Source organism: Streptomyces albiflavescens, assembly GCF_014645835.1.
Classification (GTDB): domain Bacteria; phylum Actinomycetota; class Actinomycetes; order Streptomycetales; family Streptomycetaceae; genus Streptomyces; species Streptomyces albiflavescens.
This window is the reverse complement of sequence record NZ_BMMM01000005.1, coordinates 187121-211244: the sequence shown is the minus strand read 5'-3', so window position 1 is coordinate 211244 and position 24124 is coordinate 187121. Positions and strand designations below refer to the sequence as shown.

Here is a 24124-nt window from a genome sequence, read left to right as displayed (position 1 = left end):
GTTCCTGCTGGGATGGGGAGTCCGCCTGCTGGAATCGCCAGGAAGGGGCCGGGAGGATCCCGGGGCACCGGCCATTCGACACCCATGTGTGGTCGTTGCCCATGCTGGCGGCGTTGCCCGAACAGGCCCGGCCTCAGCCCGGAGACCCGGCGGGTCCGCGGCTGCTGGCCCGGTCGGACTCGACCGGCGCCACCCACGCGTTCGCTGTCGCGTGCGTGGAGCGTGGCGTGGAGTTTTCCTTCGGGTTCTCCGTGGACGCCCGGATCCAGGGCATCGTCGACGCCATCCCCGAGGACTGCTGGCACCCCGAACTGATGGCGAGTTCCGTGACGGGGCGTGGGTGGCCGAGGCCACCGGCATGATCGACCTCTCCTCGTGGCCGGACGGGTCGCGGCTGATCCTGTGCAAGGAACGCCCCCATCCCGGCGCGCAGCTCACCTTCACCGACATCGACGGCAAGAGGGTCACCGCCCTGCTCACCAACACCCCCGCCGGTGTCGTGCCGTTCCAAGCTGCCGGGCTGGAGTTGCGGCACCGCCAACACGCCCGGGTCGAGGACCGGATCCGCGAAGCCAAGGCCACCGGCCTGCGGAACCTGCCCTGCCGGGAGCTCAACGAGAACCAAGCCTGGCTCGAGTCCGTACTCACCGCGGTCGACCTGATCTGCTGGACCAAACAGATCTGCTTCGCCGACGTGGTCGAGCTCGCCCGCTGCGAAATCGCAGCGTTCCGGTACCGGGACCCGAGGAACCGGGAGACCCGCAGCCCGGCAGCGCCAGTCGGCCAGGCCGCCATGCCCACAACCGGTAACCCACTCTCCGCGGCACTCGACCCCCAGACCGCCGCCATCAGGCACTCACGTGAAAGCAGCGGGTTAGGAGGATCCGGGTTGCACCGCACCACGTCATGCTGGGGCCGGCAGCGGACCCGATCAATACGGCCTGGCCGTCAGGACGCCTCTCCCGGCATCCGGGCCCCGATGGGGGCTCAAGCGAGGTCGTACCGATCGAGGTTCATGACCTTGTCCCACGCGGCGACAAAGTCCTGCACGAACTTCTCCTCCGCGTCGTCGCTCGCGTACACCTCGGCGATGGCACGCAGCTCGGAGTTCGAGCCGAAGACGAGGTCGACGCGGCTGCCGGTCCATTTGACCTCGCCGGTGACGCGGTCGCGGCCCTCGAAGGTTTCCGCGGTCGCGGATGTCGACTTCCATACCGTGCCCGTGTCGAGCAGATTCACGAAGAAGTCGTTGGACAGCGACCCGGGCAACGAGGTGAAGACGCCCAGCGGTGACTGCCGGTAGTTGGCGCCCAGCACCCGCAGCCCACCCACGAGGACGGTCATCTCGGGCGCGCTGAGGTCCAGCAGGTTCGCGCGGTCGACCAGCAGGTGCTCCGACGGCAGCCGGTTGCCCTTGCCGCGGTAGTTGCGGAACCCGTCAGCGGTCGGCTCGAGCGGGGCGAAGGACTCCGCATCGGTCCACTCCTGCGTGGCGTCCGTGCGTCCCGGAATGAAGGGGACCTCGACATCGTGGCCGGCGGTCTTGGCGGCCTGCTCGACGGCGGCGGCTCCGCCGAGCACGATGAGGTCGGCCAGCGAGATCTTCTTGTCACCGGTCTGGGAGCTGTTGAAGGACTCCTGGATCCCCTCCAGGGTGCGCAGCACCTGGGCCAGCGTGTCGGGCTGGTTGACCTCCCATCCCTGCTGCGGCTCGAGGCGGATGCGCGCGCCGTTTGCCCCGCCACGCTTGTCACTGACGCGGAACGTCGAGGCCGACGCCCACGCAGTCGAGACGAGCTGGGAGACCGATAGCCCGGAGGCTAGGATCCGGTTCTTGAGTGCGGCGATGTCCGCCGCCCCGACGAGCGGGTGGTCCACAGCGGGGATCGGGTCCTGCCAGATCAGCTTCTCCCGAGGGACCAGCGGGCCGAGGTAGCGCTGGATCGGGCCCATGTCGAGGTGCGTCAGCTTGAACCACGCCCGGGCGAACGCGTCCGCGAACTGGTCCGGGTTCTCCAGGAAGCGCCGCGAGATCGGCTCGTAGACCGGGTCCAACCGCAGCGCGAGGTCCGTCGTCAGAATCGTCGGGGCGTGTGTCGTCGATGGGTCGTGGGCGTCCGGAACCGTGCCCGCTCCGCGGCCGTCTCTCGGGATCCACTGCCATAGACCGCCGGGGCTCAGCTCCAGGTCCCACTCGTAGCCGAACAGGGTCTCGAAGAAGCTGTTGTCCCATCGCGTCGGGGTGGGTGTCCACGTGCCCTCGAGCCCGCTGGAGATGGTGTCCCCGCCCTTTCCGGTGCCGTAGCTGCTCTTCCAGCCCAGGCCCTGCTCCTCGAGGGGAGCGCCCTCGGGTTCGGGGCCGAGGTGGGCGTCCGGGTCGGCCGCGCCGTGGGTCTTGCCGAACGAGTGGCCGCCCGCGATCAGAGCGACGGTTTCCTCATCGTTCATCCCCATGCGCCGGGACGTCTCGCGGATGTCCCGGGCCGCCGTGAGCGGGTCCGGGACGGTGTGCGGTCCCTCCGGGTTGACGTAGATGAGGCCCATCTGGACGGCGGCCAAAGGGTTCTCCAGTTCCCGGACGCCGCCGTGGCGTTCGTCGCCGAGCCAGGCCCGCTCGGGACCCCAGTAGACGTCCTCGTCGGGCTCCCAGCCGTCCGCCCGGCCGCCGGCGAAGCCGAAGGTCTTGAAGCCCATCGTCTCCAGGGCGCGGTTGCCGGCGAAGATCATCAGGTCGGCCCAGGAGACCTTGCGGCCGTACTTCTTCTTCACCGGCCACAGCAGCCGGCGCGCCTTGTCGAGGTTGCGATTGTCCGGCCAGCTGTTCAGCGGCGCGAACCGCTGCATGCCGGCGCCCGCGCCACCCCGGCCGTCGTCGATGCGGTACGTCCCGGCGCCATGCCACACCATCCGGATCACCAGCGGCCCGTAGTGGCCGAAGTCGGCCGGCCACCACTCCTGCGACGTCGTCAGCACCCCGTCGACGTCCCGCGCCAGGGCGTCGAGGTCGAGCGTCCGGAACTCCGCGGCATAGTCGAAGTCCTCGCCCATGGGGTCGGCCATGGAGGGGTGTTTCCGGAGGATCGTCAGGTTGAGCCGGTTCGGCCACCAGTCGCGATTGCTCGCGCCCCCCATCGGGTGACTGCGGTACCCGGCCGATACAGAGAGGCCGAGGCCGCCCGCGCTCCCGACGTTCGTCTCGCCGACAACGGCGTCCGGAATGTCAGACACGGGAATTGTTCCTTCCGAGAAACGGATGTTGTGCAAGGGAACTCAGATGTCCAGCGCGCGACGCACGGCTGGCGCGTTCCGCCGGGAAACCGGCACCATCTCCTTCGTCCGATCATCCATGACCAGAGACAGCTCGCCCCTGAGCCCGCGCTCGATCTCCCGGATGCGGCTGAGATTGACCACATACCTGCGGTGCACCCGCAGGAAGCCGGCATCCGCCAACTCACTGTCGAGCTTGTCCAGGCTCGGGGAGGCGGCTCGCAATCGCCCCTGATCGGTGGATAGCCACACGTCGTTTCCCTGCGATTCGGCGAAGGAGACTTCCGGCAGACGCAGCAGCACCATCCGGTTGCCGCGCGTCGCGACCAGGCGGCGCGGCGGAACCTGAGGGTGCGTGGAGCCTTCCGGCTCGGGCAACTGTGCCCCGTCCGAGGCACCGAACGAGATCAGGTTCCCGATCAGACGCCCGGACGAGAAGACGGGTCGGATGCTGATCGATGTCGGCTCGTCGGCGAGGTGGGCGAAGATCTGCGTCGAGCCGACCCATTCAGGGTTGTGGGCCGCCTGCCCCGTGGCATACCGGGCGGCTGTAATCAATTCCGGCAGCCCGGGGTTCCATCGCAGCGTGGGGTGGACCGCCGGGGTGTTTGCCGGGACGCCCAGGAGCACGCTTGCCATGTCGTCGGCGATCACCACCTTGCCTGCGGTGTCCACCGCCGCGAGCGCCGTACTGGAATGTGCTCTGGCCTGGGTGTAGGCCGCGACCAACTCGGCGCCGCAATCCCGGGCGCGCCTCTTCAGCGGGTACTGGGTCATGGTGGCCGTGTTCGCCAGCCAGCTTTCCGCGGACGCGGGGAGTTGGCTGCGCCAGCAGCCGATGTTCAGGACCGCGATCGGTTCCCTGGTCACCACGTCACGCACCGCGATGCCCGCGCAGACCCAGTCGTGAAACGCCTGGCACCAGTGCTCCGCGCCACTGATCGGTACCGGGCCGTGCGCCTCGAGCGCCGTCCCAATGCCGTTTGTGCCGGCCGCGCACTCGGACCAGCAGAACCAGGGCGCCAGATTGGAATCACTGGCTCTGGCGAGCGTAGCTTGATCACCCCACTCGGCCAGGACCCGGCCCGTGGCATCGGTGATGGTGACGACGCCACCAATGCTGCCGACTTCATGTGCCACGGAGGCCGCACGAAAACCCAGCTCGGCGAATACGGCATCCTGCTCGGGCGTATGGTTGAGCTCCGCGGCAGCTACCGGAGCCCTTGCAAGGTGGGGATCGACCCGGTATTGCTCTCGGCAGCGATGCCAGGAGATCGCCACCAGAGGCCGGATGCCCGGGACATGATCCTCGCCCTGCACGAACCGTTCCCACGCCGCGAGCACGGTGCCGCTGCCCAGGTTCGATGAGATGGGCTCGAGCCGATGTACATCTCTCATGGTTCAGAACCGCCCTTGGCCCATCCCCAACGCCCGACGGCGTGCGCGCGGTCCGCGCCGGTCGCCGCTCGTCGCGGCCTGGTCTACAGCGCACTGGGCACTGTCTCGCGCCTTCGTGCTGGGGCACTCGTCCCTGGCTGTGTCACTGACCTTCACTCCCCACCCTAAGTTGCGGGTGCCGATAATTCATCCGCCCAGGTGGAGCGTTTGATCCCCAGTCTCAAATACCCCGGTTCTGACCGTGGTCAGCGTGGAGGAGCTGGCCGAGCGACGACACCGACGGGTTACCCAGCCATGATGACTACCGGTATTCCGGATCTCTCGTTCCATCCTGGCCGAGCAGCGGCGGGTCGCCGCCAGGGAGGCTGGTACTCCAGCAGCGTTTCGCTGTCTGGCTTGGTCAGAGGCGTCGTCCGGAGTGTAGTTGGCTGATGGTGCGTCAGGGGCGGTCTTGCAGGACCGCCCCTCCAACGAGCGAGCTCGGCGGGGCCGCATCGCAGCGGTGCCAGGACGTCCTGGCGGGTGTGGTGGCGGAGCCGCCGTTCTGCACACCCCATATGTGATGGCACGGGAGAACGCGAGGCCATGCGCGTGCTACTGGCCATCCGCCAGGCAGCCAGCACGGCTGGTCGCGTGCTGTGGCAGTCTTTGTGGCTGCCCTGCACTGTCCGCCGAGCACTGCTTGGCCGTTCGTGCCGTGTGGTTCACGGCTCAGTGTGTCCGGCTCCTGTGGGTCGAGGCTTGCGAGCTGGAGGGCGGGCCCTTCCGGTTCGTGTGTGAACAGGTGCCAGAGCTGCTGCAGTTGTTCGGGGTCGGTCCGGTCACCGCGGTTCAGGTTCTGGTCGGCTGGTGGTATCGGGGTTGGTTGCGCTCCGGGGCTGCCTTCGCGTCGTTTGCTGGTGTCGTCCCGATCCGAGCCTCCTGCGGGCTGGCCGACATGCGCGGGCTCGGCCGGGGGGGCGTTGACTGAGCCGGGTGATGCGCATGATGGCCCTGTTCGGGATGCGGTGGGACGCCGTCACGAAGGCGTAAGTCTGGACGCGGTCACGTAGGCGTAGGTTGCCCGCGGTGTCGGTGAGGCATGTGTCCCTGCGGCGGGCGGTGGTGTTTCAGGCGCAGTTTCTGTCGTGGGTTTTTCGAGTTGCTCGGGCGGCGGAAAAGGGCGTGTTGGGTGTGGGGGGTCTTGTTTGGGGGGTTTGGTGGGTTGTGGTGGTTTTGGTGGGTGTTGTGTGGGGGTGTTTTTAGTGTGGGGTGAGGGTTTGTTCGGTCCAGACGGTTTTGCCGGTGGGGGAGGGGCGGGTGCCCCAGCGTTGGGTGAGTTGGCCGATGAGGAGGAGGCCGCGTCCTCCTTCGTCGTAGGTGCGGGCGCGGCGCATGTGGGGGGTGGTGTTGCTGGAGTCGTAGACCTCGGTGGTGAGGGTGTTGTTGTGGTGGATGAGGCGGAGTCGGATGGGGGGTCGGCCGTAGCGGATGGCGTTGGTGACGAGTTCGCTGACGACGAGTTCGGTGGTGAAGGTGGTGTCGGTGAGTCCCCAGGTGGTGAGTTGGGTGGTGGTGTGTTGGCGTGCTTGGGCGACGATGGCGGGGTCGGAGGGGAGGTCCCAGGCGGCGACGCGGTTGGTGTCGAGGGCGCGGGTGCGGGCGATGAGGAGGGCGATGTCGTCGTCGGGGCGGTGGGTGAGCATGGTGGTGAGGATGCGGTCGCAGATGGTGTCGAGGGTGTGGGCGGGGCGGGCGAGGGCGGCGAACATTTTGTCGAGGGCTTCGTCGATGTCGTGGTCGCGGGCTTCGAGGAGGCCGTCGGTGTAGAGGGCGAGGAGGCTGCCTTCGGGGAGCTGGGTTTCGGTTGTTTCGAAGGGGAGGCCGCCCAGGCCGAGTGGGGGGCCGGGGGGGACGTCGAGGAAGGTGACGGTGCCGTCGGGTGTCACGAGGGCGGGCGGGGGGTGGCCGGCTCTGGCGAGGGTGCAGTGGCGGTTGATGGGGTCGTAGACGGCGTAGAGGCAGGTGGTGCCGATGCCGCCGGCGGTTTCGGTGGCTTCGGTGGTGCCGGCTTCTTCGGCGGACAGGTGCAGGACGAGGTCGTCGAGGTGGGTGAGGAGTTCGTCGGGGGGCAGGTCGACGTCGGCCAGGGTGCGTACGGCGGTGCGTACGCGGCCCATGGTGGCGGAGGCGCGGATGCCGTGGCCGACGACGTCGCCCACGACCAGGGCGACGCGTGCGCCGGACAGGGGGATCACGTCGAACCAGTCGCCGCCGACGCCGGCTTGGGTGCTGGCGGGCAGGTAGCGGGTGGCGATGTCCAGGGCCTGCTGGTCGGGCAGCGTCTGGGGGAGCAGGCTGCGTTGCAGGGCCATGGTGGTGGTGTGCTGGCGGGGGGTGTGGCGGGTGTGGTGGATGCTGACGGCTGCTCGGGCGGTGAGTTCTTCGGCCAGCCACAGGTCGTCGGCTTCGAAGGGGTCGGGGCGTTGGTGGCGGGCGAACAGGGCGATGCCGAGGGTGGTGCCGGCGGCGCGCAGGGGTACCACCAGCAGGGAGTGGATGCCCATGTCGTGGATCCAGGCGGCTTGTGGGTCGGTGTGGGTCCACTGGGTCAGGGCGGGGTGGTGTGCCTCGTACAGGGCGCCGTGGCCCTGGGCCAGGCACTGGGCCACCGGTGATTGTTCCGGGTAGCGGGCGGGTTTTCCTGCGGGTGCGGAGGGCGGGTGGCCGGGGAGGGAGGCTGTGGCGGTGCGGCTGAGGGTGAGGGGGCCCGGTGTGGTGGGGGGCGGTGGGGTGGTGCGGGGGGTGTCCAGCAGGTCGACGGCGGCGAAGTCGGCGAGCTGGGGGACGGCGACGTCGGTCAGTTCCTGCGCGGTGCGGTGGATGTCGGGGGTGGTGCCGATGCGGGTCGAGGCGTCGTTCAGCAGGAGCATCCGCTGCCGGGCGAGCTGTTCGTGCAGTGTGTGGTGGGCTGCCAGGCACACCGTGCGGATGTGGCCGTCGGGGTCTTTGAGCGGGGCCAGTGAGGTCGACCAGCCGTGCTCGGCGCTGATGCCGGTGGGGCGGATGTAGGCCTCCATGTACTGCGCCTCGCCGCCCTGGAGCGCCCGGCGCATCTTCGCCTCGGCTTCCTGGCTGACCGCGTGCGGTGCGATGTCCGTCAGGCGCAGCCCGCGCATCTGCTCCTCGGTCAGCGACAGCGCGTGCTCCATGCCGGCATTGGCGCGCACCAGCCGCAGGTCCGCATCGAAGACCGCCAGGATGCAGGGGGACTGCCGAAACACCCGCTCGCTCAGCGCCTGGGCCGCGGTGGCGGGCGGGTGCGGTGTGCCCGCCACCGCGGACACCACCAGCCATTGGGTGACCGCACCGCCGGGGCCGCCGGCGCTTTGGCGGTGCGCGAGCACGCTCTGCCGCAGCAGGCGGCCGTCTTGGTGGCGCAGTGCCACGGTGCCGCTCCACCGCCGGCGTTCGGCCGCATCGCGCCACACCGCATCGCCTGTGTCACCGGCGAGCAGACGCTCGGCCGGCTGCCCCACGATCTGCGAGGACGTATAGCCCAGCAGCCGCCGCGCCCCCTCGCTCCACCCCGTCACGATGCCCTGCTCGTTGACGGTGGCACTGGCCGTCACGGCCGGCCCGGGCGCGGGGTCTGCCTGCGCCTGCTCACCAAAAGGGGTGGGAAGTCGCTCCATCGCCGCTCATCTCGCCCTTCGGGGTACCTGCACGGCCGGGGCCCTCCTGACAAGCATGATCCCGCCCGGCACCGAGCACCAACCCGGCGCCGTCACACCGGGTCCCCGCGCGGGGCTTTGGTGCAGGACGTCGGCCCCACCGAGCACCAACCCGGCGCTCCCGCGCCGGCCCCCGCGCCCGGGTCCCCGCGCCCGGGTCCCCGCGCCCGGGTCCCGGTGCAGGACATGCCCCAGGACGCGGCCCCGCCCCCCGGTCTCCCGGCCGGCGGGGGCGGGGGCAAACGGGCGGTCCGAACGCCCGCCGGCACTCCGCCGGCACTCCGCCGGCGGGCGTTCGGGCCGGTGGCAGCCCGCCCGGGCCGCGCGCCCGGCAGGGGAGGCGGTGCTGCCGCTCCTGTCAACTCTGCAGGCCGGTACGCCTGTTGCGGGGCTGCGGACAGGGCCGCGGGGGAGGGGGAGACCGTCTCGGTGGCCGGGCGGTGTCTGCCGGTGAGTGCATGCCCACCCGCGCCCGGCGCGGGCGCGGGTGTGGCCTGTGACACGTCTGTGACAGTCGGCGGACACCGTCATGACGTCGCCGGGCCAGGCTTTTCGTAAAGCGGACAAAAGCCTCTATTCACGGCATTTGTTCTTCTGCTTACGAGGGTGTGAGCAGTGACGACCGGGCCGACCTGCCGGAGGAAACCCCCCATGAGCCTCACCCTCACCCTCGCCGCGCCGCAGACCCCCGCCGCGCCGCAGACCGGGGTCCCCGAGCCTGCGCTGGCCCCGCGTGAGCGGGAGACCCTGCGTCATATCGCCGCCGGGCGCACGTACCTGCAGACGGCCCGCCAGATGGGGCTGTCCAAGCACACCGTCGACGCCTACCTGCGCCGTATCCGGGCCAAGCTCAACATCAACAGCACCGCCGAGCTCACCCGGCTGGCCATCTCCCTGGGCCTGTGACGACGGCATCCCCCCTCTTTCTGGGCCGGAGGAACCGGTTTTCTGGGCCGGAGGAGCTGGGCCGGAGGAGCTGGGCCGGAGGAACGGGGCCGGAGAACTGGGCCGGAGGGCGGTCCTGCGCCCGTGCACCTGCCCGCCCCGCCCCGCCCCGCGCGGCGCCGCCGCTGCTGACCGGACCGGGCCGAGTCCCCCTTCCTCGGCCCGGCCCGGCTGGCAGCGGCACGCTGTCACCGGTGGGGCCCGGACATGGCGGTCCTGCCGTCTGTGCAGGGCCGGGCGGCTGGCGGGGTCGGGCGGGCGGCTGGTGGTCAGGTGGTGGTGGTTGGGTCCTTGGCGGAGGTGATGACGGCTGCCAGGTCTGTGCCCGCTCGCAGGAGTGCCACGGTCCGTGCGGCGATCCGGTCAAGACGCTGTTGCAGGATGCCGGGCCGGTGTCCGTCCTTCGGGCACCCCTGCGCACGGTGTTCGTCCGCCTGCGACCGGCAGGCCGCGCAGAGCGGACAGCCCGGCCCGACGTGCCCGCTCTGCGGCCCGGCCGCCCTTCAGCACCACCGTTCCTGGGCAGTGAGCGGGGCGTGCCCGTGCACGGGTACGCCCCGAACGGTCTTGGGCGTGCTGGTCGTCCGCTTTCGCTTCCGGTGGGCGGCACGGATCCCCTCGCCCCTCCGGTCCCGCAAGGGGCAGAGTCCCTCACGACCTGGCCATAGGGATGCGGCCGGAGGCGACGGGGAGGCCTTGAACCGTCTTTGTGGTGGAGCAGGGGCCGGCCACGCCGGCACCGCGCCGGGCGTCCCCGATCGTTTGAGCGGCCCTGGCCCGGCCTGCCCAGGGCACCGCAAGTCCTGCGAGCCGGCCCTCGCACGATCGGGCTGAATCACCCTCATGCACACTCCACGGCGAGCAGTCGCCAACCCCGGGCTCCCGTTGCTGCGGTGCTCCCACGGCAAAGAGCACCGGGCGCGGCACCCGTCGTCCTGGCCCGCCGCAGCCCCCGCACAAGGGGATGCGGGGGCTGCGGCGGGCCCGAGAGCTTCTCGGCAGCCTTTGCCGCATCGGAGAGTGTTCGTCCTGTTGCCGGCCGGCGGTGGCAGCTCGTGCTGAGGGACGCGGTCTACTCGGCGTCGAGCTGGTGGTCGGCCCAGACGTAGCTGTCGGGCAGCAAGTCGGTGATGGGGACGGTCCGGACGCGGTCGTCCACGGCGACGATGACCTTGAGGGCGGGGAAGTAGTCGAGGAGGACCTGGCGGCACCGGCCGCATGGGGGAACAACTCCGCGGTCGCGGTCGCCCACGGCGACGATCGTGTCCAGCTCGTAGGCGCCCTGGGCGGCTGCCGCGCCGATGAGGACCAGCTCGGCGCAGGGGCCTCCGGTGAAGTGGGAGGCGTTCACCGCGGTGATGATCCGGCCGTCCTGGGCGCGGGCTGCGGCTGCCATGGTGTGGTTGTCGCCCCGGCAGCGAGTGCGGGCGATGTGGGATGCGGCCTGGATGAGTTCGTGGTCGACGGGGTGGGGCTGCACGGTCATCTTCTCTGCCTTCCTCAGGTGTCAGGCGACGTTGACCCGGGTGACGAGGGTGCGCAAGCCAGCGGTGTGCTTGTCCCGCCAGATGTGCAGCGGCCGATCGTGCCGCCCGGTTCCTTGTGGCCGGCGTGGCCGGTGCCGTCGAGGGCGAAGTGGCGCGGGGCGGTGAACTGGGCCCCGATGCGGTTCAGCCAGGAACTGCCGGCCGCGATGCAGGGCGAGTTCCCCATTGGCTCGCGGCGGCCCGCTCGCCGGCCTTGTCCGCGGCGGCCGGGCGCGGGTGTCCTTCTTCGTGGCCGGGTGCGGGGAGAAGCTGTCGGGCACGGTCGCGATGCGGGTCTTTGGCGGGTGGAGGCTGCGCAGGCAACGGCAGCACTCCGGGAACAGCGGCGGCACTCCGGGAACAGCGGCGGCACTCCGGGAACAGCGGCGGCACTCCGGGAACAGCGGCGGCACTCCGGGAACATCGTGCGGTTCTTCCTCGGCGTTGATGCGGCCGTAGAGCCAGTCCTTGGCCTTTCAGCCTTTCGGGCCGGTTTGGCTGCGTGCGGGCGGGGCTCATTCCAGGCCGGCCGGAGCGTGGTGGGCCCGGGCGTACCGCTGAGCCCTGCGGACTCGATACGGGCGGATGAGCGGGCGGATGAGCGGGGTGATGAGCGGGTGGATGAGGGGGCGGATGAGCGGGGTGATGAGGAAGGACGTCATCAGCGCCCCCGCGAAGGAGACGAGAGCCCAGCCCCATCGCCCGTCGTCCAGCAGCGTGAGCCCGGCCCATGCCACGGCGGCGCCCACGCTGAACGGATGCCGGCTCACCTCACCTTGGGGCCACGCGTAGTGCCGGCTCGCCGTCCAGGACCGTGCCAGGGTCCGTCGCTGGAGGCAGAACACGGCGAGTTCACAGCCCGCGGGGAGCGCCAGCGCGCGTGCCGATGGCGGCAGCGAGCCCTTGGAGACCGTCACGATCACCGTGAAGACCAGGACGAACAGGGCGAGGCGCAGCAGGGCTGCCCGGTAGAACGCGGACACTGATGCAGACATGGGATTTCCACTGATGTCGGGGGCCGGCGACGCACTGGAGAGGGCCGCCACAGAGTTGTTCGCACCGCGGGCCGGGTCACCGGCGCGGTGACCACCAGGGTGTCCGGCCCCGGCACGGGCGGGGGAGTCCCGGGCTTTCGGGGCTTGACGAAGCACCGCACGGCCGGCCGGCCGCTGCCGCGGGGCGGACACCCTGGTGGTCACCGCGCCGCCCCGGGCAGGTGCGGGCGGGCTCGCCGGCACCGCACATCCGCACGGCACCGGCCAGCCCCCCGGGGGATCGCCGGCCACAGCCCCGGCGGCCGCGGTGGCGTACCCGCGCACGGGCCCCGGCGGCCGCGGTGGCGCAACCCGCGCACGGGCCCCGGCGGCCGCGGTGGCGCACCCGCGCACGGGTCCGGGCCCGGGCCGGGTGCCGGGCCCGGCATACCCGCCCGGCCCAGCCGTTGCGCCCCGCACCGCCTCGTGGGGGCTCGTTCCCGCACGCCCCGCAACCCGTTGACTCGTTAGCCTTGAAAGAACCCCGCACAACTCGGGGCGGCTCGGGCACCAGCCCAGGGAGGCCGGCATGGCTGAAGCACCCATGGAGGCAGTCAGGGCGCAGGCGCAGGAAGCCGGCCGCGGCCATCTGGCGGGTCCGTGGGGCGCCGGCAGCCCCCGCTACCTGCCCATCTCCGAGCACGGCCTGATCGGTGATCTGCGCAGCGCGGCCCTGGTCGCCACCAACGGCACCATCGACTGGTACTGCTGCCCGCGTTTCGACGCCCCCAGCGTGTTCGCCTCGATCCTGGACGCGGACCGCGGCGGGTCCTTCGAGCTGGCCGCGGATGTCGCGGCGCGCACGAAGCAGTTCTACTTCCCCGACACCAATGTGCTCATCACCCGCTTCTTCGCGGACGACGGGGTCGGGGAGATCCAGGACTTCATGCCGGTCGTCGACGACTCACGCGAGGCCGACCGGCACCGCCTGATCCGCCGGGTGGTGTGTGTCCGCGGCACGCTGCCCTTCCGGGCCCGCATCGCCCCCCGCTTCGAATACGGCACCGTGCCGCACACCGTGCACACCCAGCCCGGCCAGGCGGTGTTCGCCACGCCCCGGCTCAAACTCGCGCTCACCTCCACGGTGCCCTTCGAGGTCACCGCAGGGGACGTGTGGTCGCTGTTCAAGCTGCACGAGGGCGAGTCCGCGGTGTTCACCATCGACCGGGTCGGCGGGGACGTGGCACCCCGCTTCTGCGCGGTGGCCGAGGCGGAAAGGGAATTCAACGCCACCGTGCGCTACTGGCGGCGCTGGCTGTCCCAGTCGCGCTACCGCGGCCGCTGGCGGGAGATGGTGCACCGCTCCGCGCTCACCCTCAAACTGCTCACCTACGCCCCGACCGGCGCGATCATCGCCGCGCCGACCACCAGCCTGCCCGAGCAGATCGGCGGCGAACGCAACTGGGACTACCGCTATGTGTGGATCCGCGACGCCGCGTTTTGCGTGTATGCGCTGCTCCGCCTCGGCTTCACCGACGAGGCCGAGGCCTTCATGGGCTTTCTGAGCGAGTACGTCCGCCTGGACGCGCCCCGGGCGCCCGGCACGATGGGCCCGCTGCAGATCATGTACGGCATCGACGGGCGCCGCGAGCTGCCCGAACACGAACTGGGCCACCTCGAGGGCTACCGGGGCTCGGCACCCGTCAGGGTCGGCAACGACGCCGTGGGCCAGCTCCAGCTGGACATCTACGGCGCGCTCGTCGACTCCCTCTACCTGTACGACAAGTGGGGCAAGCCGCTGTCCAGCGCGCACTGGGACTCCATCAGCGCACTCGTCGACTGGGTGTGCGAAAACTGGGACCAGCCCGACGAGGGCGTGTGGGAGACCCGCGGGGGACGCAAGTCCTTCCTGTACTCGCGGCTGATGTGCTGGGTGGCGATCGAACGCGCGATGCGGCTGGCCCGGCACCGCGGCCTGCCCGCCGACATGGTCCGCTGGGGCCGTGCCCGCGATGCCATCTACCGCCGCATCATGGCGCGCGGCTGGTCGGCCGAGCGCCGCGCGTTCGTGCAGTACGAGGACAGCGACATCCTGGATGCCTCGCTGCTGATGATGCCGCTGGCGAAGTTCATCTCCCCGACCGACCCGAAATGGCTGGCCACCCTGGACGCGCTGGGCCAGGACCTGGTGTCCGACTCGCTGGTCTACCGCTACGACCCGCAGGCCAGCCCCGACGGCCTGCAGGGCGAGGAAGGCACCTTCTCCATCTGCTCGTTCTGGTACGTCGAGGCCCTCACCCGCGCGGGCCGCCTGGACGAGGCCCGCCTGGCGTTCGAGAAAATGCTCACCTACGCCAACCATCTGGGCCTGTACGCGGAGGAGATCGGCCACACCGGCGAACAGCACGGCAACTTCCCCCAGGCCTTCACCCACCTCGCCCTGATCAGCGCGGCCTTCAACCTCGACCGCATGCTCGGCTAGTGCTGTGACCGCAGGGGTTCGCCATGTTCGTGGGCGACGTGACGGTGGGCCGCCTGGTACCACCCGCATGGCGCCCCGTCTCGCCGTCGGCTGAGCCTGCTGCCGGCGACGCCGTACCTGTTCTTCGTCCTGCGGCCGCAAGCGGCGCTGTCGGCCGTGGCCGCCTTCGTCGCCTCCGTCGGCTTCGGCGCGAGCCTGGTTCTGCAGGAGCTCATCTGCCGGCGGCGACTGCACGCTCTGCCGAGCGAGGGCCAGGGGGCTTCTGATGGATCTCCGCGGCGTCGCGACGCCCGGCACGCTCCCCCACTGCCTTAAGGGCGTGGGAGGTGCCCCCACTCGCCGCACCGGACAAAAGCCCTAGTAGCTCCTCCCCCACGCTCGGCTTCGCTCGCGCGGGGGGACCCCCAACGAGGACTTCCGCCCGGCACGCCGAGAGCACGCACCGAACGCCGCTCCTTCTTCCACGGAGATCCATCAGAAACCCCCTAGCCGGCCTCCCGCGCCCACGGCCGCAGCTTCTGCGGGTTGCGGACCGCCCAGATCCGGGTGACACGCCCGTCGCAGACGTCGAACGACGCTACGGTCATGACGACACCGGCACGCTGGGCCACCAGGCCCGGCACACCGTTGACCGACCGCTCCAGGAGTTCGAGCCCCGGAGCCTTGTCGGCAATGGCGACCATGTACTGGGCGATGCGCGCGCCGCCCTCGACCGGGCGCAGGACGGTGCCGACCATGCCGCCGCCGTCGGCGGTCATCACCGCGGCCGGGTTGAGGACAGCGACGAGGGCTGCGATGTCCTTGGTCTCCCACGCCTCTTTGACGTGCCTGACCACGTCGGCCTGGCCGGTCGCCGTCACCGCAGTGCGCGCGAGGCCCACCCGCCGCCGGGCGGAGGCCGCCAGCTGCTTGCAGGCCGCGGGGGTCCGGCCGAGAACGTCGGCGATCTCGGCGAACGGGTACCGGAAGACGTCGTGCAGGACGAACGCCACCCGCTCGGCGGGCGTCATCGACTCCAGGACGATGAGGAAGGCCATGGCCACCGACTCGTCCAGGACGATCTGGTCTGCGGGATCTGCAGGGTCTGCGGGGCCGGTGGGGCCGGCGCCGCCCGCGTGGTCCCACTCGGTGCGGTCGGGCAGCGGCTCGGGCAGCCACGCGCCGACATAGCGTTCACGGCGGGCCCGCGCCGAGCCGAGCAGATCCAGGCAGATGCGGCCGGTCACCGTCGTCAGCCAGGCGCCGGGGGACAGGATCTCCTCCCGCCGGCTTCGTGGCAGCGCGTACCAGCGTGCGTAGGCATCCTGTACGGCGTCCTCGGCCTCGGTCACCGAACCGAGCAACCGGTAGGCGACATTGATCAGTTGGCGTCGCTCGCCGGCTATCTCATCTGTGCCGGTCTTGGCAGTCCCCATGCCCCGGCCGCCCCCTCGCCTTACCTTTCGCAGGCCCGCGTCGTCGGGCTGGTGAGACCTTATCGATCTACTGCCCGAGGGCGGAAAAAGGGGACCGTGACATGGCCACTCAGACGACGGCGACGGCGACGGCGAACGCACAGCGCAGCTCCTCGTTCCTGCGGATCGCGATCGCCCTGCAGACGCTGACCATCTTCCTTCAGGCGGTTTCCGCCGGACTGCTGCTGACCTCGTCCTACGGTCAGACGCTGCACAGTGCAGGAGCCCGTGTGATGTACGGGGCGTCGATGCTGTACGTGCTCGCGGCGGTGCTGGCGTGGAAGCCGGGCGGCGGCTCGCCCCGGCCCCTGTGGCACGCGTCCGGTTTCCTCGTCCTCGCCTCGGTCCAGGTCGTGCTCGGCATTGCGCACGTCCCGTCGGTCCATCTCCCCCTGGGTGTCTTGATGTTCGGTCTGAGTGTGCTGGCGCTGGCCCGGCGCTGAGGTCCGATACCTGCCATGCGATACCCGTCAACTGCCTCGGGCTGAAGCCCGAGGCCTGCACATGATCCGCTGGCCGCAGCATGCACTGCGCAGTACTCACGGCTGCGGCTTCTTCCACTGCCCGACCCAGGTCTCAAAGCGTGCGGGATCGCGGATGCCGTCGTCGAGGACCGCGCGGTAGACGTCGAAGCTCCTGACGCTCGTGCCGTACTCGGGACGGTCGGCCCAGGCCCGCTTGATCTCGATGATGGCCGCGCGGCTCTCGTCCGTCAGACGCGGGCGCAGGGTGGTCAGGTGGGCGGTCGAGGGCCGGCGATCGGGCTTGTCGAGGAACCAGACGTCGAGGTTCCAGATGGCCCCGGACGAGGCGCGGCATTCCACGCCGAGGTACAGGCCGTCGGGGTAGGCGTCCGGCTCCCGGTTCCACGCTCCGCAGTCATTGCGGAAGGTCACGAGGCGGACACGTGGGTGGGTCGCGAGCCGGGCGCCGACCGCGGCGACGGCCGCCACAACAGCATCGTCCAGGCGCTCGCACGCCACGTCGATATCCAGGTCCCGACGGACCATCAGGCCCAGCGCCGCGCTCCCGACGATGGTCGGCGTGCCGACGTCGGCCAGCACCTCGTCCAGCTGGAGGTCCCGGTAGACGCCCTCCGCTTCGGCGCGCAACGCGTCCTGCTCCCCCAGCACCCTGGATACGTTCATACGATCACCCTGGGGTCCGGCGATGTCTGGCTGAGGCCCGGATGAGGGGGCGTCGCCCTTGGGGCTCAGGTCTTCGCGGCGCGGATCGAGTAGGTGAGGGGAATGCGCGGGGCGCCCTCGGGCTGCCGGTAGATGTCGCCCTCGTGGCGCACCAGCGACTGGCGCTGGCGGTAGAAGGTGTGGTCGTGCTCGTGGAGGAACTCGATCCGCAGTCCCGCCCGGGCGATCGCCGAGACGATCGTCGACAGCCGGTGATCCCATTCAACGGTCGCGTTGTGCTCGGTCGTTGCCGCTTCGTCGGCGTAGGTGCCGGGACCGCCCGAGGCGTGCGGTCCTTCGTCGAAGTAGTCGTGCGTGAGCGTCCGCCCGGTCTCGTCGTCGAGGACGAAGCAGAACGGATGGAACTCCGCGAGGTACAGGATCCCGCCGGGAGCGAGCAGTTCAGCCACCACCAACGCCCAGCGGCTGATGTCGGGAAGCCAGTTCAGTGCGCCGAAGCTGGTGTAGACGATGTCGAAGGTCTCCCTGGCGACCGCCGGCACCGCCTCGTAGACGTCCGCGACCAAAAACCGTGCATCGATGCCGAGTTCGGCCGCCAGCTGTGCAGCCGCTGCGATTGCGGGCGCAGAGAAGTCCAGCCCGGTGACCTGTGCTCCTCGCGCCGCCCACGACAGCGTGTCACGGCCGAAGTGGCACTGCAGATGGATCAGCCGCTTGCCCCGGACATCGCCCACTTCGGCCGTCTCGAAGTCCTTCAGCGAGTTGGGCCGGGCGCGGAAACCGGTCATGTCGTAGAAGGCGGCGTCCAGATGAAGGGGCACCCGCTCATCCCAGTACGCCTTGTTCAGTGCCTGCCAGCCCTGTGCCAGGTCATCCATGAATCCGGACGATACCGGGAGGATTGCCCGATGCACTACGCGGCGGGTGCACCGGGCCAGGGGCAGTGGTGCAGCGGGCCATGGCGGTGGTGCAGCCGCATGTCCGAATACCACCACACCGCGCCGTCCAGCCGCCCCGGGAGCCGTGCGAAGTCCGCACCGCCCGCGGTCCCAACCGGCATCCGCACCGGCCGGGCCACGGCGTCTGGACCAGGCGGCCGCTGGCGAGCGTCCGCCGTCCCCTGGCCCTTTCCGGCGAGGGGAGGCCGGCGGAGCCGGGCGCGGGACGCTCCGGAGCCGCGCGGCGCGGGTCCTTTGCGGCGGCGGCGGGCGGTTCCCCCATCCGGGCGCCAGGTTGCACCCGTCCGGCATGGCGCCGGGGCCCGCGGCGCCCGCGCGGCGGATGCTGATGCCTCTGTCCCTGAGGAGAGGCCCCCGTGAACGACCCCAGCCCTCACGGAATTCCAAGGCCGCCCTCCGCCGGCGCAGGCTCGGACACGGCCGGTCAGGCCGGGGTCATCGGCATCGGACTCGCCGCCGTGCTGACGTTCGCCCTCGCGCAGGGTTCCTGGCAGTGGTTCGCCACCTACATCGGCGCCACGCTCCTTGCGGTGATCTTCGCCTTTCAGCGGCAGCCGGCCTGGACACCCGGCGTCCGCTCCGCCTACCTGCGCGGCCTGGTCGCGTTCTCGATGGTCGTCGGCCTGTGCGTGGCGATCGCCCTGGCCCCCATGCTGCAACGCTGGCCCTGGCTGCTGCCGATGTCCGGCACGCGCAGCGGCTGCCGGGTGCTGGGCCGCTACGAGGCCATCCGGTCGACGGCCGCGCTGGCGGACCTGGCCGGCCGCGACAGCGCCGCTGTGGCGTACGCGCAACAGACGCAGAGCGGCAAGGCCGTTGCCGACTGCCTGGCCACCACGACGACCCTGTGGCTGCCCCTGTACGGAGCCGGCGCAGCCCTGCTGGTGGGTGCCATCGTGTGGTCCCGCGACCGGGCCCGGGCGGCGAAGGGGCCGTGGCCGCAGTCCACCGCGCCAGCACCGGCCGGCGCCACAACGCGCCCGGACGGCATGAAGTAGCCGCCGCTGCCCCGCCCTTGCCGGCCTTCCACGCCGCCGGCACGCGATGCCCGCCGGCCGGGGACCGGCCCGCCCCCTCGCCCGGCCGGCCCCGCCGGGCGGGGCCGCGCCCGGTTTGCCCCGCCGCCCGCACGCCGGGCGGACCGGGCGCCGCGCAGCATCCGGGCCGCCTAAAGCGCCACCGCCGCGCGCCGCGTCAACGGCGGTTTGTCCAGCGGCACTGCCCGAACCGGGTTCCCCACCTACGTACCGGCCCGGCCGCCTGTCCTTCCTCGTGCACGCCACCGCGAACAGCCAGGGCGTTCCACGTCGTCCAGACGGAGGCCGGCTCGGCCGGCTGCTGCTGATCTCGCATGTCCGGGCCGGGGCGCGCAGGCGCGGGCCGGGTCCCGTCACCGGGCCGGGGAGTTTGTGCACGATGTCGGCCGGTGCCCGGGCGGCATGCGGACCTCGCGGCGGTGTGAACCGTCATCGTGCGGTCCTCTCGTACCGTGCGAGGACGGCGGCGCCGGCCTGCTCGGCGGCAAGGCACCGCAGGTGGGCGGGCGGGGCGCCGGCGGGGAAGAGCCGCTCGCCGGTGCCAAGGACGGTGGGGAAGGTCAGCAGCCGGTACTCGTCGATCAGGTCCTTCGCCATCAGCGTGTGCACCACGCTCAGGCTGCCCGTGATGATCACATCGCGGTGCTCACTTTTGACCGCGTCGACGAGATCGCCGTCGATGACTCGCGAGTTCGCCCATGCCGAGGTGTCGGCCAGGGTGCGTGAGGCGACCAGTTTCGCTGCGGCGTTCATCCGCACAGAAAACGGGTCGTCACGCCCCGGCCACAGCCCGGAGAAGAGCTGCCAGGTCCTGCGCCCCAGCAGCAGGACCCCGGCGTCCAGCGCGCCGCCGAGCCGGAACTTGTCCCCGGCGACGGTCCCGGGGCCGTGCCGAAACGCCCAGCCGCCGGCCGGGGTGGCATCCGATCCGTCCGGATCGGACACGATGCCGTCCAGGGTGATGAACTCGATGACGATGACGCTCACGACGGGGATCCCTTCAGCCGATGCTCACCGGTACATACCGGCCCCGCCGGCCGGACTCATCGCACCGGACTCATCGCGCCGGATTCATCGCGGCGGATTCATCGCGCCGGCAGGGAACTGCTGGGGCAGGCCGAATGCCTCGAACACGCGGGGATCGGCGAACACGACGTTGTGCGCGATGCGGCCGCCGGTGACGGTGAGGACCTGCAGGGTGTGCAGCCGGTGCCCGCCGCCGGGCCGCGGCGCGTACGCGGCGAGCGCGCTCTGCCCGTTGGCGGTGAGGTGGCTGACCCGCCAGTTCGTCCCGCGCATGGCGAACACCCGGTCCATGAAGCGGCCGTAGGCGCGGCTGCCTTGGTACCAGAGCGGCACCGGCGGCATCTCCAGGACCGCGTCGTCGGTGAGCAGGCGCACCAGCGCGGGGACGTCGGCCGCCTCGAACGCCTGCGCGTAGCGGTGGACCGCCGCGCGGGTGCGGGGATCGTCCGGCTCGGTGACCTCGCACGCCGCCCCCACGTCGGTGAGGGCGGCGCGGGCCCGCTGCAGCGCGCTGTTGACGGCCGCCACCGTGGTGCCCAGCTGCGCGGCGACCTCGGCGGCACTGAACTCCAGCACCTCGCGGAGCACGAGCACCGCCCGCTGCCGCGCCGGCAGCACCTGCAGGGCCGCCACCAGCGCGAGCCGCACGTCCGCCCGCACCCCGGTATCCCAGCGCGCGTCGGGAAACGGCTGGAGCCAGGGGATGTCGGATGCGGGGGTGAGCGGCGCCGCCGGATCCTCGCTCGGCGCGCCCAGCCCGGACGGCAGCGGCCGCCGGGCGCGCCCCTCCAGGGCGGTCAGGCATACGTTGGTCGCGATCCGGTACAGCCAGGTCCGCAGCGACGCGCGGGTGCGGTCGTAGCGGTCGCGGGCCTTCCACGCCCGCAGCATCGTCTCCTGCACCAGATCCTCGGCCTCGTGGAAGGAGCCGAGCATCCGGTAGCAGTACGCCACCAGTTCGCCCCGGTACGGTTCGAAGTCCACCGGCCCATCATGACGGGCGCGGCACCTGCCACGGCCCGCGACGAGACGTTCCGGGCGGCCCCGCAACGCCCACCGGCACCTGGACTTACGGCACTTGGGCCCACGGGCGCCCGCCTTCGCGGCGCTCGGGCTCACGGCTGCGGGTGCACCCCCCCGGGGGTGCCCGGCCGCCTGCTTCAGCCTGGCGGCCCGGGGGAGTCCACCGTCGCGCGGCGGCGCGGGCCGGCTGTGACGTGGGTCCTGTCGCCGCGCGGGCGCCCACCCGTACCGTTGCCTGCCACACACGCCCGCCGGGGGTGTGAGTGCCCGCGGCCCGCTCACGCACCGGCCGGGCGGGCACCTGCACAGGACGGCCCGCCATGCCCAGTGAACTCTCGCCCGTCATCGCCGCGTCCACACGCTGGCTGCTGGCGGCCTTCCCGCCCGCCGCGGGCCCGCTCGACGATGCGCTGGCCGAGGCCCAGGCCCGGCACGCGGCCACCATCGCCGCCGCTTTGTGCTACCCGACCGCGCTGGACGCCGGGCTGCTCGTCCTGCTGGGCCCCGGCGGCTGCACCGGGCTGGATGCGGTCACCGGCGCCGGTACCCCGCTGCGGACGGGCCCGGCGCCCGCCTGGCACGCCCAGGTCGACGAAACCGTCGTCAGCTGGGCGGCCTGCCTGCTGGCCGATCCCGATCTCGCCGCCCTGGCGGCGGCCTGCCTGGGCGCGACCCATCACGGCAGCGACGGCGTGGGCGATGCGCGCCGGCTGACCGTTCCCAGCCCCCGCGACCACCGTGCGGCGCCGCTGCTGCGCCACCCGGACCTGCTGGGCCCGGTCGCGGACCTGCACCGCGAGACCCTGCTGGGCCTCCTGCACGCCGGCCGGGCCGGCTCGCCCGGCCGGACCTGACCCCTCAGTACCCCCGAACGTCCCTCCTGCCAGGGCCAGTTGGAGTCGCCTTGGTGGAGCCGATGCCGGACGCCCTGGCCAGTCCCGGCCCGATCGGCGGGTGTCGTGCCGGCACCGGACTCACGCTCACCCCTCGGCCGGCACCCATCCGAAGAGCTCAGCAACACCGTGTGCCGGCGCCGTCGGCGAAGGGGTGTCAGTGGTGGTGGCCGTGCCGGCCGAGGGTCGTAACGGGACTCGCGCCGGGGCGGGTCCACTGCGGCACGGGGCGGCTGGTCGGACCCCAGGTGGCGTTCCCGTCCGCGTCCGAGCGCCAGGACCAGCACGGGCTGCGCCCCTCGGGCCGGTTCTCGGGGTTGTCCTCCCACGCCTCGCCGCGGCCGTAGGGCGTCATGTCGAGCAGGCCGGGGGAGGCGTTGACCCGTTCGTTGCCACGGCCCGTCGTGGAGTAGGTGAGGAACACGCGGTCGCCGTCGCGCAGGAAGCAGGTGAGGTAGCCCATGTCGCCGCCGACCGGCGCGTCCACGCCGCGCACCGAGTACCAGGGCTGGGTGTAGCCCATGAACGCGACGTAGGAGGCCACCTCGTCCCAGCGGCCCGTGGTCACGATGGCGAACGAGACGCCGCGGGCGCTCAGGTAGACGGCGTCCTTCAGGTGCCAGGCCGTGGTGGTGCAGCCCTCGCACTGCCCCTGGTGCGGCGCGCCGTCGTACCACCGGGGTTCCGGGCAGGGCACCCCGGTCCTTCAGGGCCGGGGTGCCCTGCCCGCTCCCGCGTAGCGGGGCAGAGATAGCCGTTACGCCCCCTGGGCGGAGCGGCGTTCACCATCCGCGACAGCGCGGCGTACGAGCGATACAAGCCATGAGTTCAGGGAGCGGTCGTCAGCCTCGGCGGCAGCCTTGGCCTGCTCGTGCAGATCGTCGGGGAGTCTCAGGTTCACATGCTTCATGGGACCATTATCGAGCTAGAATGGTCCCACCTCCCGTTTCCGTATGTACCCGACGCCACAGCAGGAGCAGCAGATGCTCCTGCACTGCGCGCACGCCCGGTACGTGTGGAACCTCGCCGTCGAGCAGCACTCGCACTGGTACCAGGGACGCAAGGCCGCGCCGGGCTTCGCCGGGCAGTGCAGGCAACTCACCGAAGCCCGGCGCGACAACGAGTGGCTCGGCAGCGGGAACGCGGACGTTCAGCAGCAAGCGCTGAAGGACTTCGCCAAGGCCAAGAACGCCCGCTTCACCTCCGGATTCGGTGAACCGAGCTGGCGTAAGAAGTACCGGCACGAGGGATTCCGCGTCATCGGCACCGACCGGGTGCCGGAGTTGACCGATGACGGCAGCGCCAAGCTCAACGCGAAGACCGGCAAGCAGGTCATGGGCCGGTCCGTGGTGGTGCACAAGCTCAACCGACGGTGGGCTCAGGTCAAGGTGCCTGGCTGCGGCTGGGTCCGCTTCCGGCTCACCCGGCCCGAACTGCCCAAGGCGAAGACTTTCCGTGTCACCTTGCGAGGCGGCCAGTGGCACGTGGCGTTCGCGGTCATCCCCGTACCCCTCGAGGCGCCCGATACGGGCGAGGTCATCGGTATCGACCGGGGGCGTGAACATCACGGCCGCCCTGTCGGACGGGCGGAAGCTGAACTGCCCGCAGCTCACCGTGAAGGAACGCGCGCAGGTCCGTAAACCGGATGGATCGACAAGAACTCGCGCAAGAGCCAAGCCGAGTTCGTCTGCTCCTTCTGCGGCTTCACCTGCAACGCAGACACCAACGCAGCAACCAACGTCGCGGCAGGACAGGGCGGGATTCCCCGCCCCCGGCGATCAGCCGGTGCCGGAGGGATGACAGCGACCACCAGGCGTTCGAGTATCCGTGAACCTCAACCCACCTGGGTTGGAATCCCCCTCTTTTAAGAGGGCGAGGATGTCAAATGTGCTTGTAGACCACGAGCTCGTCGCGGCCCTGGAACAGGTCCAGGAACGGGAGGGGGCCGTCGGGTCCGACGACCTCGAGCGTCCCGTCGAACTCCACCATCGGCAGCCGGCGGCGGGCCGCGGCGAGGGCGTCGCCCTCGCGGGTGTGGGCCTTCTCGCGGACCAGCAGCTCCTCGCGGGCCTTCTGCCAGGTGGCCAGGTCGACCACGGCCGGCCGGCCGGGCAGCGCGGTGGTCGGGTCCTCCGGCGTGGTCGTCATGGTGTCCTCCGCGGTGTCTCGTGCCGGGCAGCGCCGTACGACGTTCTACGGCGCTCGCCAGAACAGACTCGCGACCCGGCCGGAACTCATCGCAGGGGCGCCCTCGGCCGAGCCTGCACGGACCACGCCGG

The 24124-nt window shown here is 71.3% G+C and carries 18 protein-coding genes and 3 pseudogenes; 8 read left to right on the top strand and 13 right to left on the bottom strand.

Annotation, left to right across the window (positions count from 1 at the left end):
* Positions 1 to 104 precede the first annotated feature (104 nt).
* A pseudogene (locus tag IEY95_RS15980) lies at positions 105 to 739 on the top strand (transposase); the annotation flags it as partial.
* 248 nt (positions 740 to 987) lie between these two features.
* Here IEY95_RS15980 and katG read toward each other — a convergent pair.
* Both katG and IEY95_RS15970 read right to left on the bottom strand, forming a co-directional pair.
* Positions 988 to 3132: a catalase/peroxidase HPI gene (katG, locus tag IEY95_RS15975; protein ID WP_189186939.1), complete on the bottom strand. Its 2145-nt coding sequence runs from the start codon at positions 3130 to 3132 to the stop codon at positions 988 to 990.
* A 138-nt stretch (positions 3133 to 3270) separates the two neighbouring features.
* Positions 3271 to 4665 (bottom strand): DNA-binding protein, encoded by a 1395-nt coding sequence (locus IEY95_RS15970; RefSeq protein ID WP_189186695.1) that lies wholly within the window; start codon positions 4663 to 4665, stop codon positions 3271 to 3273.
* A gap of 562 nt (positions 4666 to 5227) precedes the next feature.
* On the opposite strand from IEY95_RS15970, the gene IEY95_RS50640 reads away from it, so the two are divergent.
* The gene (locus tag IEY95_RS50640; protein ID WP_373294474.1) at positions 5228 to 5635 is read left to right on the top strand and encodes a transposase; all 408 of its coding nucleotides are present in this window, start codon (positions 5228 to 5230) and stop codon (positions 5633 to 5635) included.
* 271 nt (positions 5636 to 5906) lie between these two features.
* Here IEY95_RS50640 and IEY95_RS15965 read toward each other — a convergent pair whose 3' ends face one another.
* On the bottom strand, positions 5907 to 8339 hold the full coding sequence (locus IEY95_RS15965; RefSeq protein ID WP_189186694.1) for a SpoIIE family protein phosphatase: 2433 nt from the start codon (positions 8337 to 8339) through the stop codon (positions 5907 to 5909).
* Positions 8340 to 9029: 690 nt separating this feature from the next.
* On the opposite strand from IEY95_RS15965, the gene IEY95_RS15960 reads away from it, so the two are divergent.
* The gene (locus tag IEY95_RS15960; RefSeq protein WP_229702996.1) at positions 9030 to 9284 is read left to right on the top strand and encodes a response regulator transcription factor; all 255 of its coding nucleotides are present in this window, start codon (positions 9030 to 9032) and stop codon (positions 9282 to 9284) included.
* Positions 9285 to 10395: 1111 nt separating this feature from the next.
* Here the strand turns inward: IEY95_RS15960 and IEY95_RS15955 are convergent.
* Positions 10396 to 10809, bottom strand: a complete 414-nt coding sequence (locus IEY95_RS15955) for a cytidine deaminase family protein (RefSeq protein WP_189186693.1) — start codon at positions 10807 to 10809, stop codon at positions 10396 to 10398.
* A 555-nt stretch (positions 10810 to 11364) separates the two neighbouring features.
* Positions 11365 to 11844 carry a hypothetical protein gene (locus tag IEY95_RS15950; protein ID WP_189186692.1) on the bottom strand — a complete coding sequence of 160 codons (480 nt, stop codon included), beginning with the start codon at positions 11842 to 11844 and terminating at the stop codon, positions 11365 to 11367.
* A 583-nt stretch (positions 11845 to 12427) separates the two neighbouring features.
* Here IEY95_RS15950 and IEY95_RS15945 point away from each other — a divergent pair.
* Positions 12428 to 14305: a glycoside hydrolase family 15 protein gene (locus IEY95_RS15945; protein WP_229703068.1), complete on the top strand. Its 1878-nt coding sequence runs from the start codon at positions 12428 to 12430 to the stop codon at positions 14303 to 14305.
* A gap of 485 nt (positions 14306 to 14790) precedes the next feature.
* Here IEY95_RS15945 and sigJ read toward each other — a convergent pair whose 3' ends face one another.
* Complete coding sequence (gene sigJ, locus IEY95_RS15940; protein ID WP_189186691.1) at positions 14791 to 15720, bottom strand: RNA polymerase sigma factor SigJ; 930 nt, start codon at positions 15718 to 15720, stop codon at positions 14791 to 14793.
* A 101-nt stretch (positions 15721 to 15821) separates the two neighbouring features.
* Here sigJ and IEY95_RS15935 point away from each other — a divergent pair, with 101 nt between their 5' ends.
* Positions 15822 to 16202, top strand: a complete 381-nt coding sequence (locus tag IEY95_RS15935; RefSeq protein ID WP_189186690.1) for a hypothetical protein — start codon at positions 15822 to 15824, stop codon at positions 16200 to 16202.
* Positions 16203 to 16298: 96 nt separating this feature from the next.
* Here IEY95_RS15935 and IEY95_RS15930 read toward each other — a convergent pair whose 3' ends face one another.
* Entirely contained in the window at positions 16299 to 16907 is a 609-nt protein-coding gene (locus IEY95_RS15930; RefSeq protein ID WP_189186689.1) for a hypothetical protein, read from the bottom strand.
* 65 nt (positions 16908 to 16972) lie between these two features.
* Entirely contained in the window at positions 16973 to 17785 is an 813-nt protein-coding gene (locus tag IEY95_RS15925; RefSeq protein WP_189186688.1) for a class I SAM-dependent methyltransferase, read from the bottom strand.
* A 437-nt stretch (positions 17786 to 18222) separates the two neighbouring features.
* Between IEY95_RS15925 and IEY95_RS15920 the strand changes: the two genes are divergently transcribed.
* Entirely contained in the window at positions 18223 to 18864 is a 642-nt protein-coding gene (locus tag IEY95_RS15920) for a hypothetical protein (RefSeq protein ID WP_229702994.1), read from the top strand.
* A 468-nt stretch (positions 18865 to 19332) separates the two neighbouring features.
* Here the strand turns inward: IEY95_RS15920 and IEY95_RS15915 are convergent, their stop codons facing one another.
* A complete protein-coding gene (locus tag IEY95_RS15915; RefSeq protein ID WP_189186687.1) occupies positions 19333 to 19890 on the bottom strand; it encodes a dihydrofolate reductase family protein in 558 nt (185 codons plus the stop codon).
* An 84-nt stretch (positions 19891 to 19974) separates the two neighbouring features.
* On the bottom strand, positions 19975 to 20913 hold the full coding sequence (locus IEY95_RS15910; RefSeq protein WP_189186686.1) for a sigma-70 family RNA polymerase sigma factor: 939 nt from the start codon (positions 20911 to 20913) through the stop codon (positions 19975 to 19977).
* Between the two features lie 359 nt (positions 20914 to 21272).
* Between IEY95_RS15910 and IEY95_RS15905 the strand changes: the two genes are divergently transcribed.
* Positions 21273 to 21806, top strand: a complete 534-nt coding sequence (locus IEY95_RS15905; protein WP_189186685.1) for a hypothetical protein — start codon at positions 21273 to 21275, stop codon at positions 21804 to 21806.
* Positions 21807 to 22002: 196 nt separating this feature from the next.
* Here the strand turns inward: IEY95_RS15905 and IEY95_RS15900 are convergent.
* Positions 22003 to 22521 (bottom strand): annotated as a pseudogene (locus tag IEY95_RS15900) (DUF899 family protein); the annotation flags it as partial.
* A gap of 81 nt (positions 22522 to 22602) precedes the next feature.
* Complete coding sequence (locus tag IEY95_RS15895) at positions 22603 to 22755, bottom strand: YlcI/YnfO family protein (protein WP_189186684.1); 153 nt, start codon at positions 22753 to 22755, stop codon at positions 22603 to 22605.
* A 43-nt stretch (positions 22756 to 22798) separates the two neighbouring features.
* Between IEY95_RS15895 and IEY95_RS15890 the strand changes: the two genes are divergently transcribed.
* A complete protein-coding gene (locus IEY95_RS15890) occupies positions 22799 to 23485 on the top strand; it encodes a helix-turn-helix domain-containing protein (RefSeq protein WP_229702992.1) in 687 nt (228 codons plus the stop codon).
* Positions 23486 to 23729: 244 nt separating this feature from the next.
* Here IEY95_RS15890 and IEY95_RS15885 read toward each other — a convergent pair.
* Positions 23730 to 23993 (bottom strand): annotated as a pseudogene (locus IEY95_RS15885) (DUF899 family protein); the annotation flags it as partial.
* Positions 23994 to 24124 lie beyond the last annotated feature (131 nt).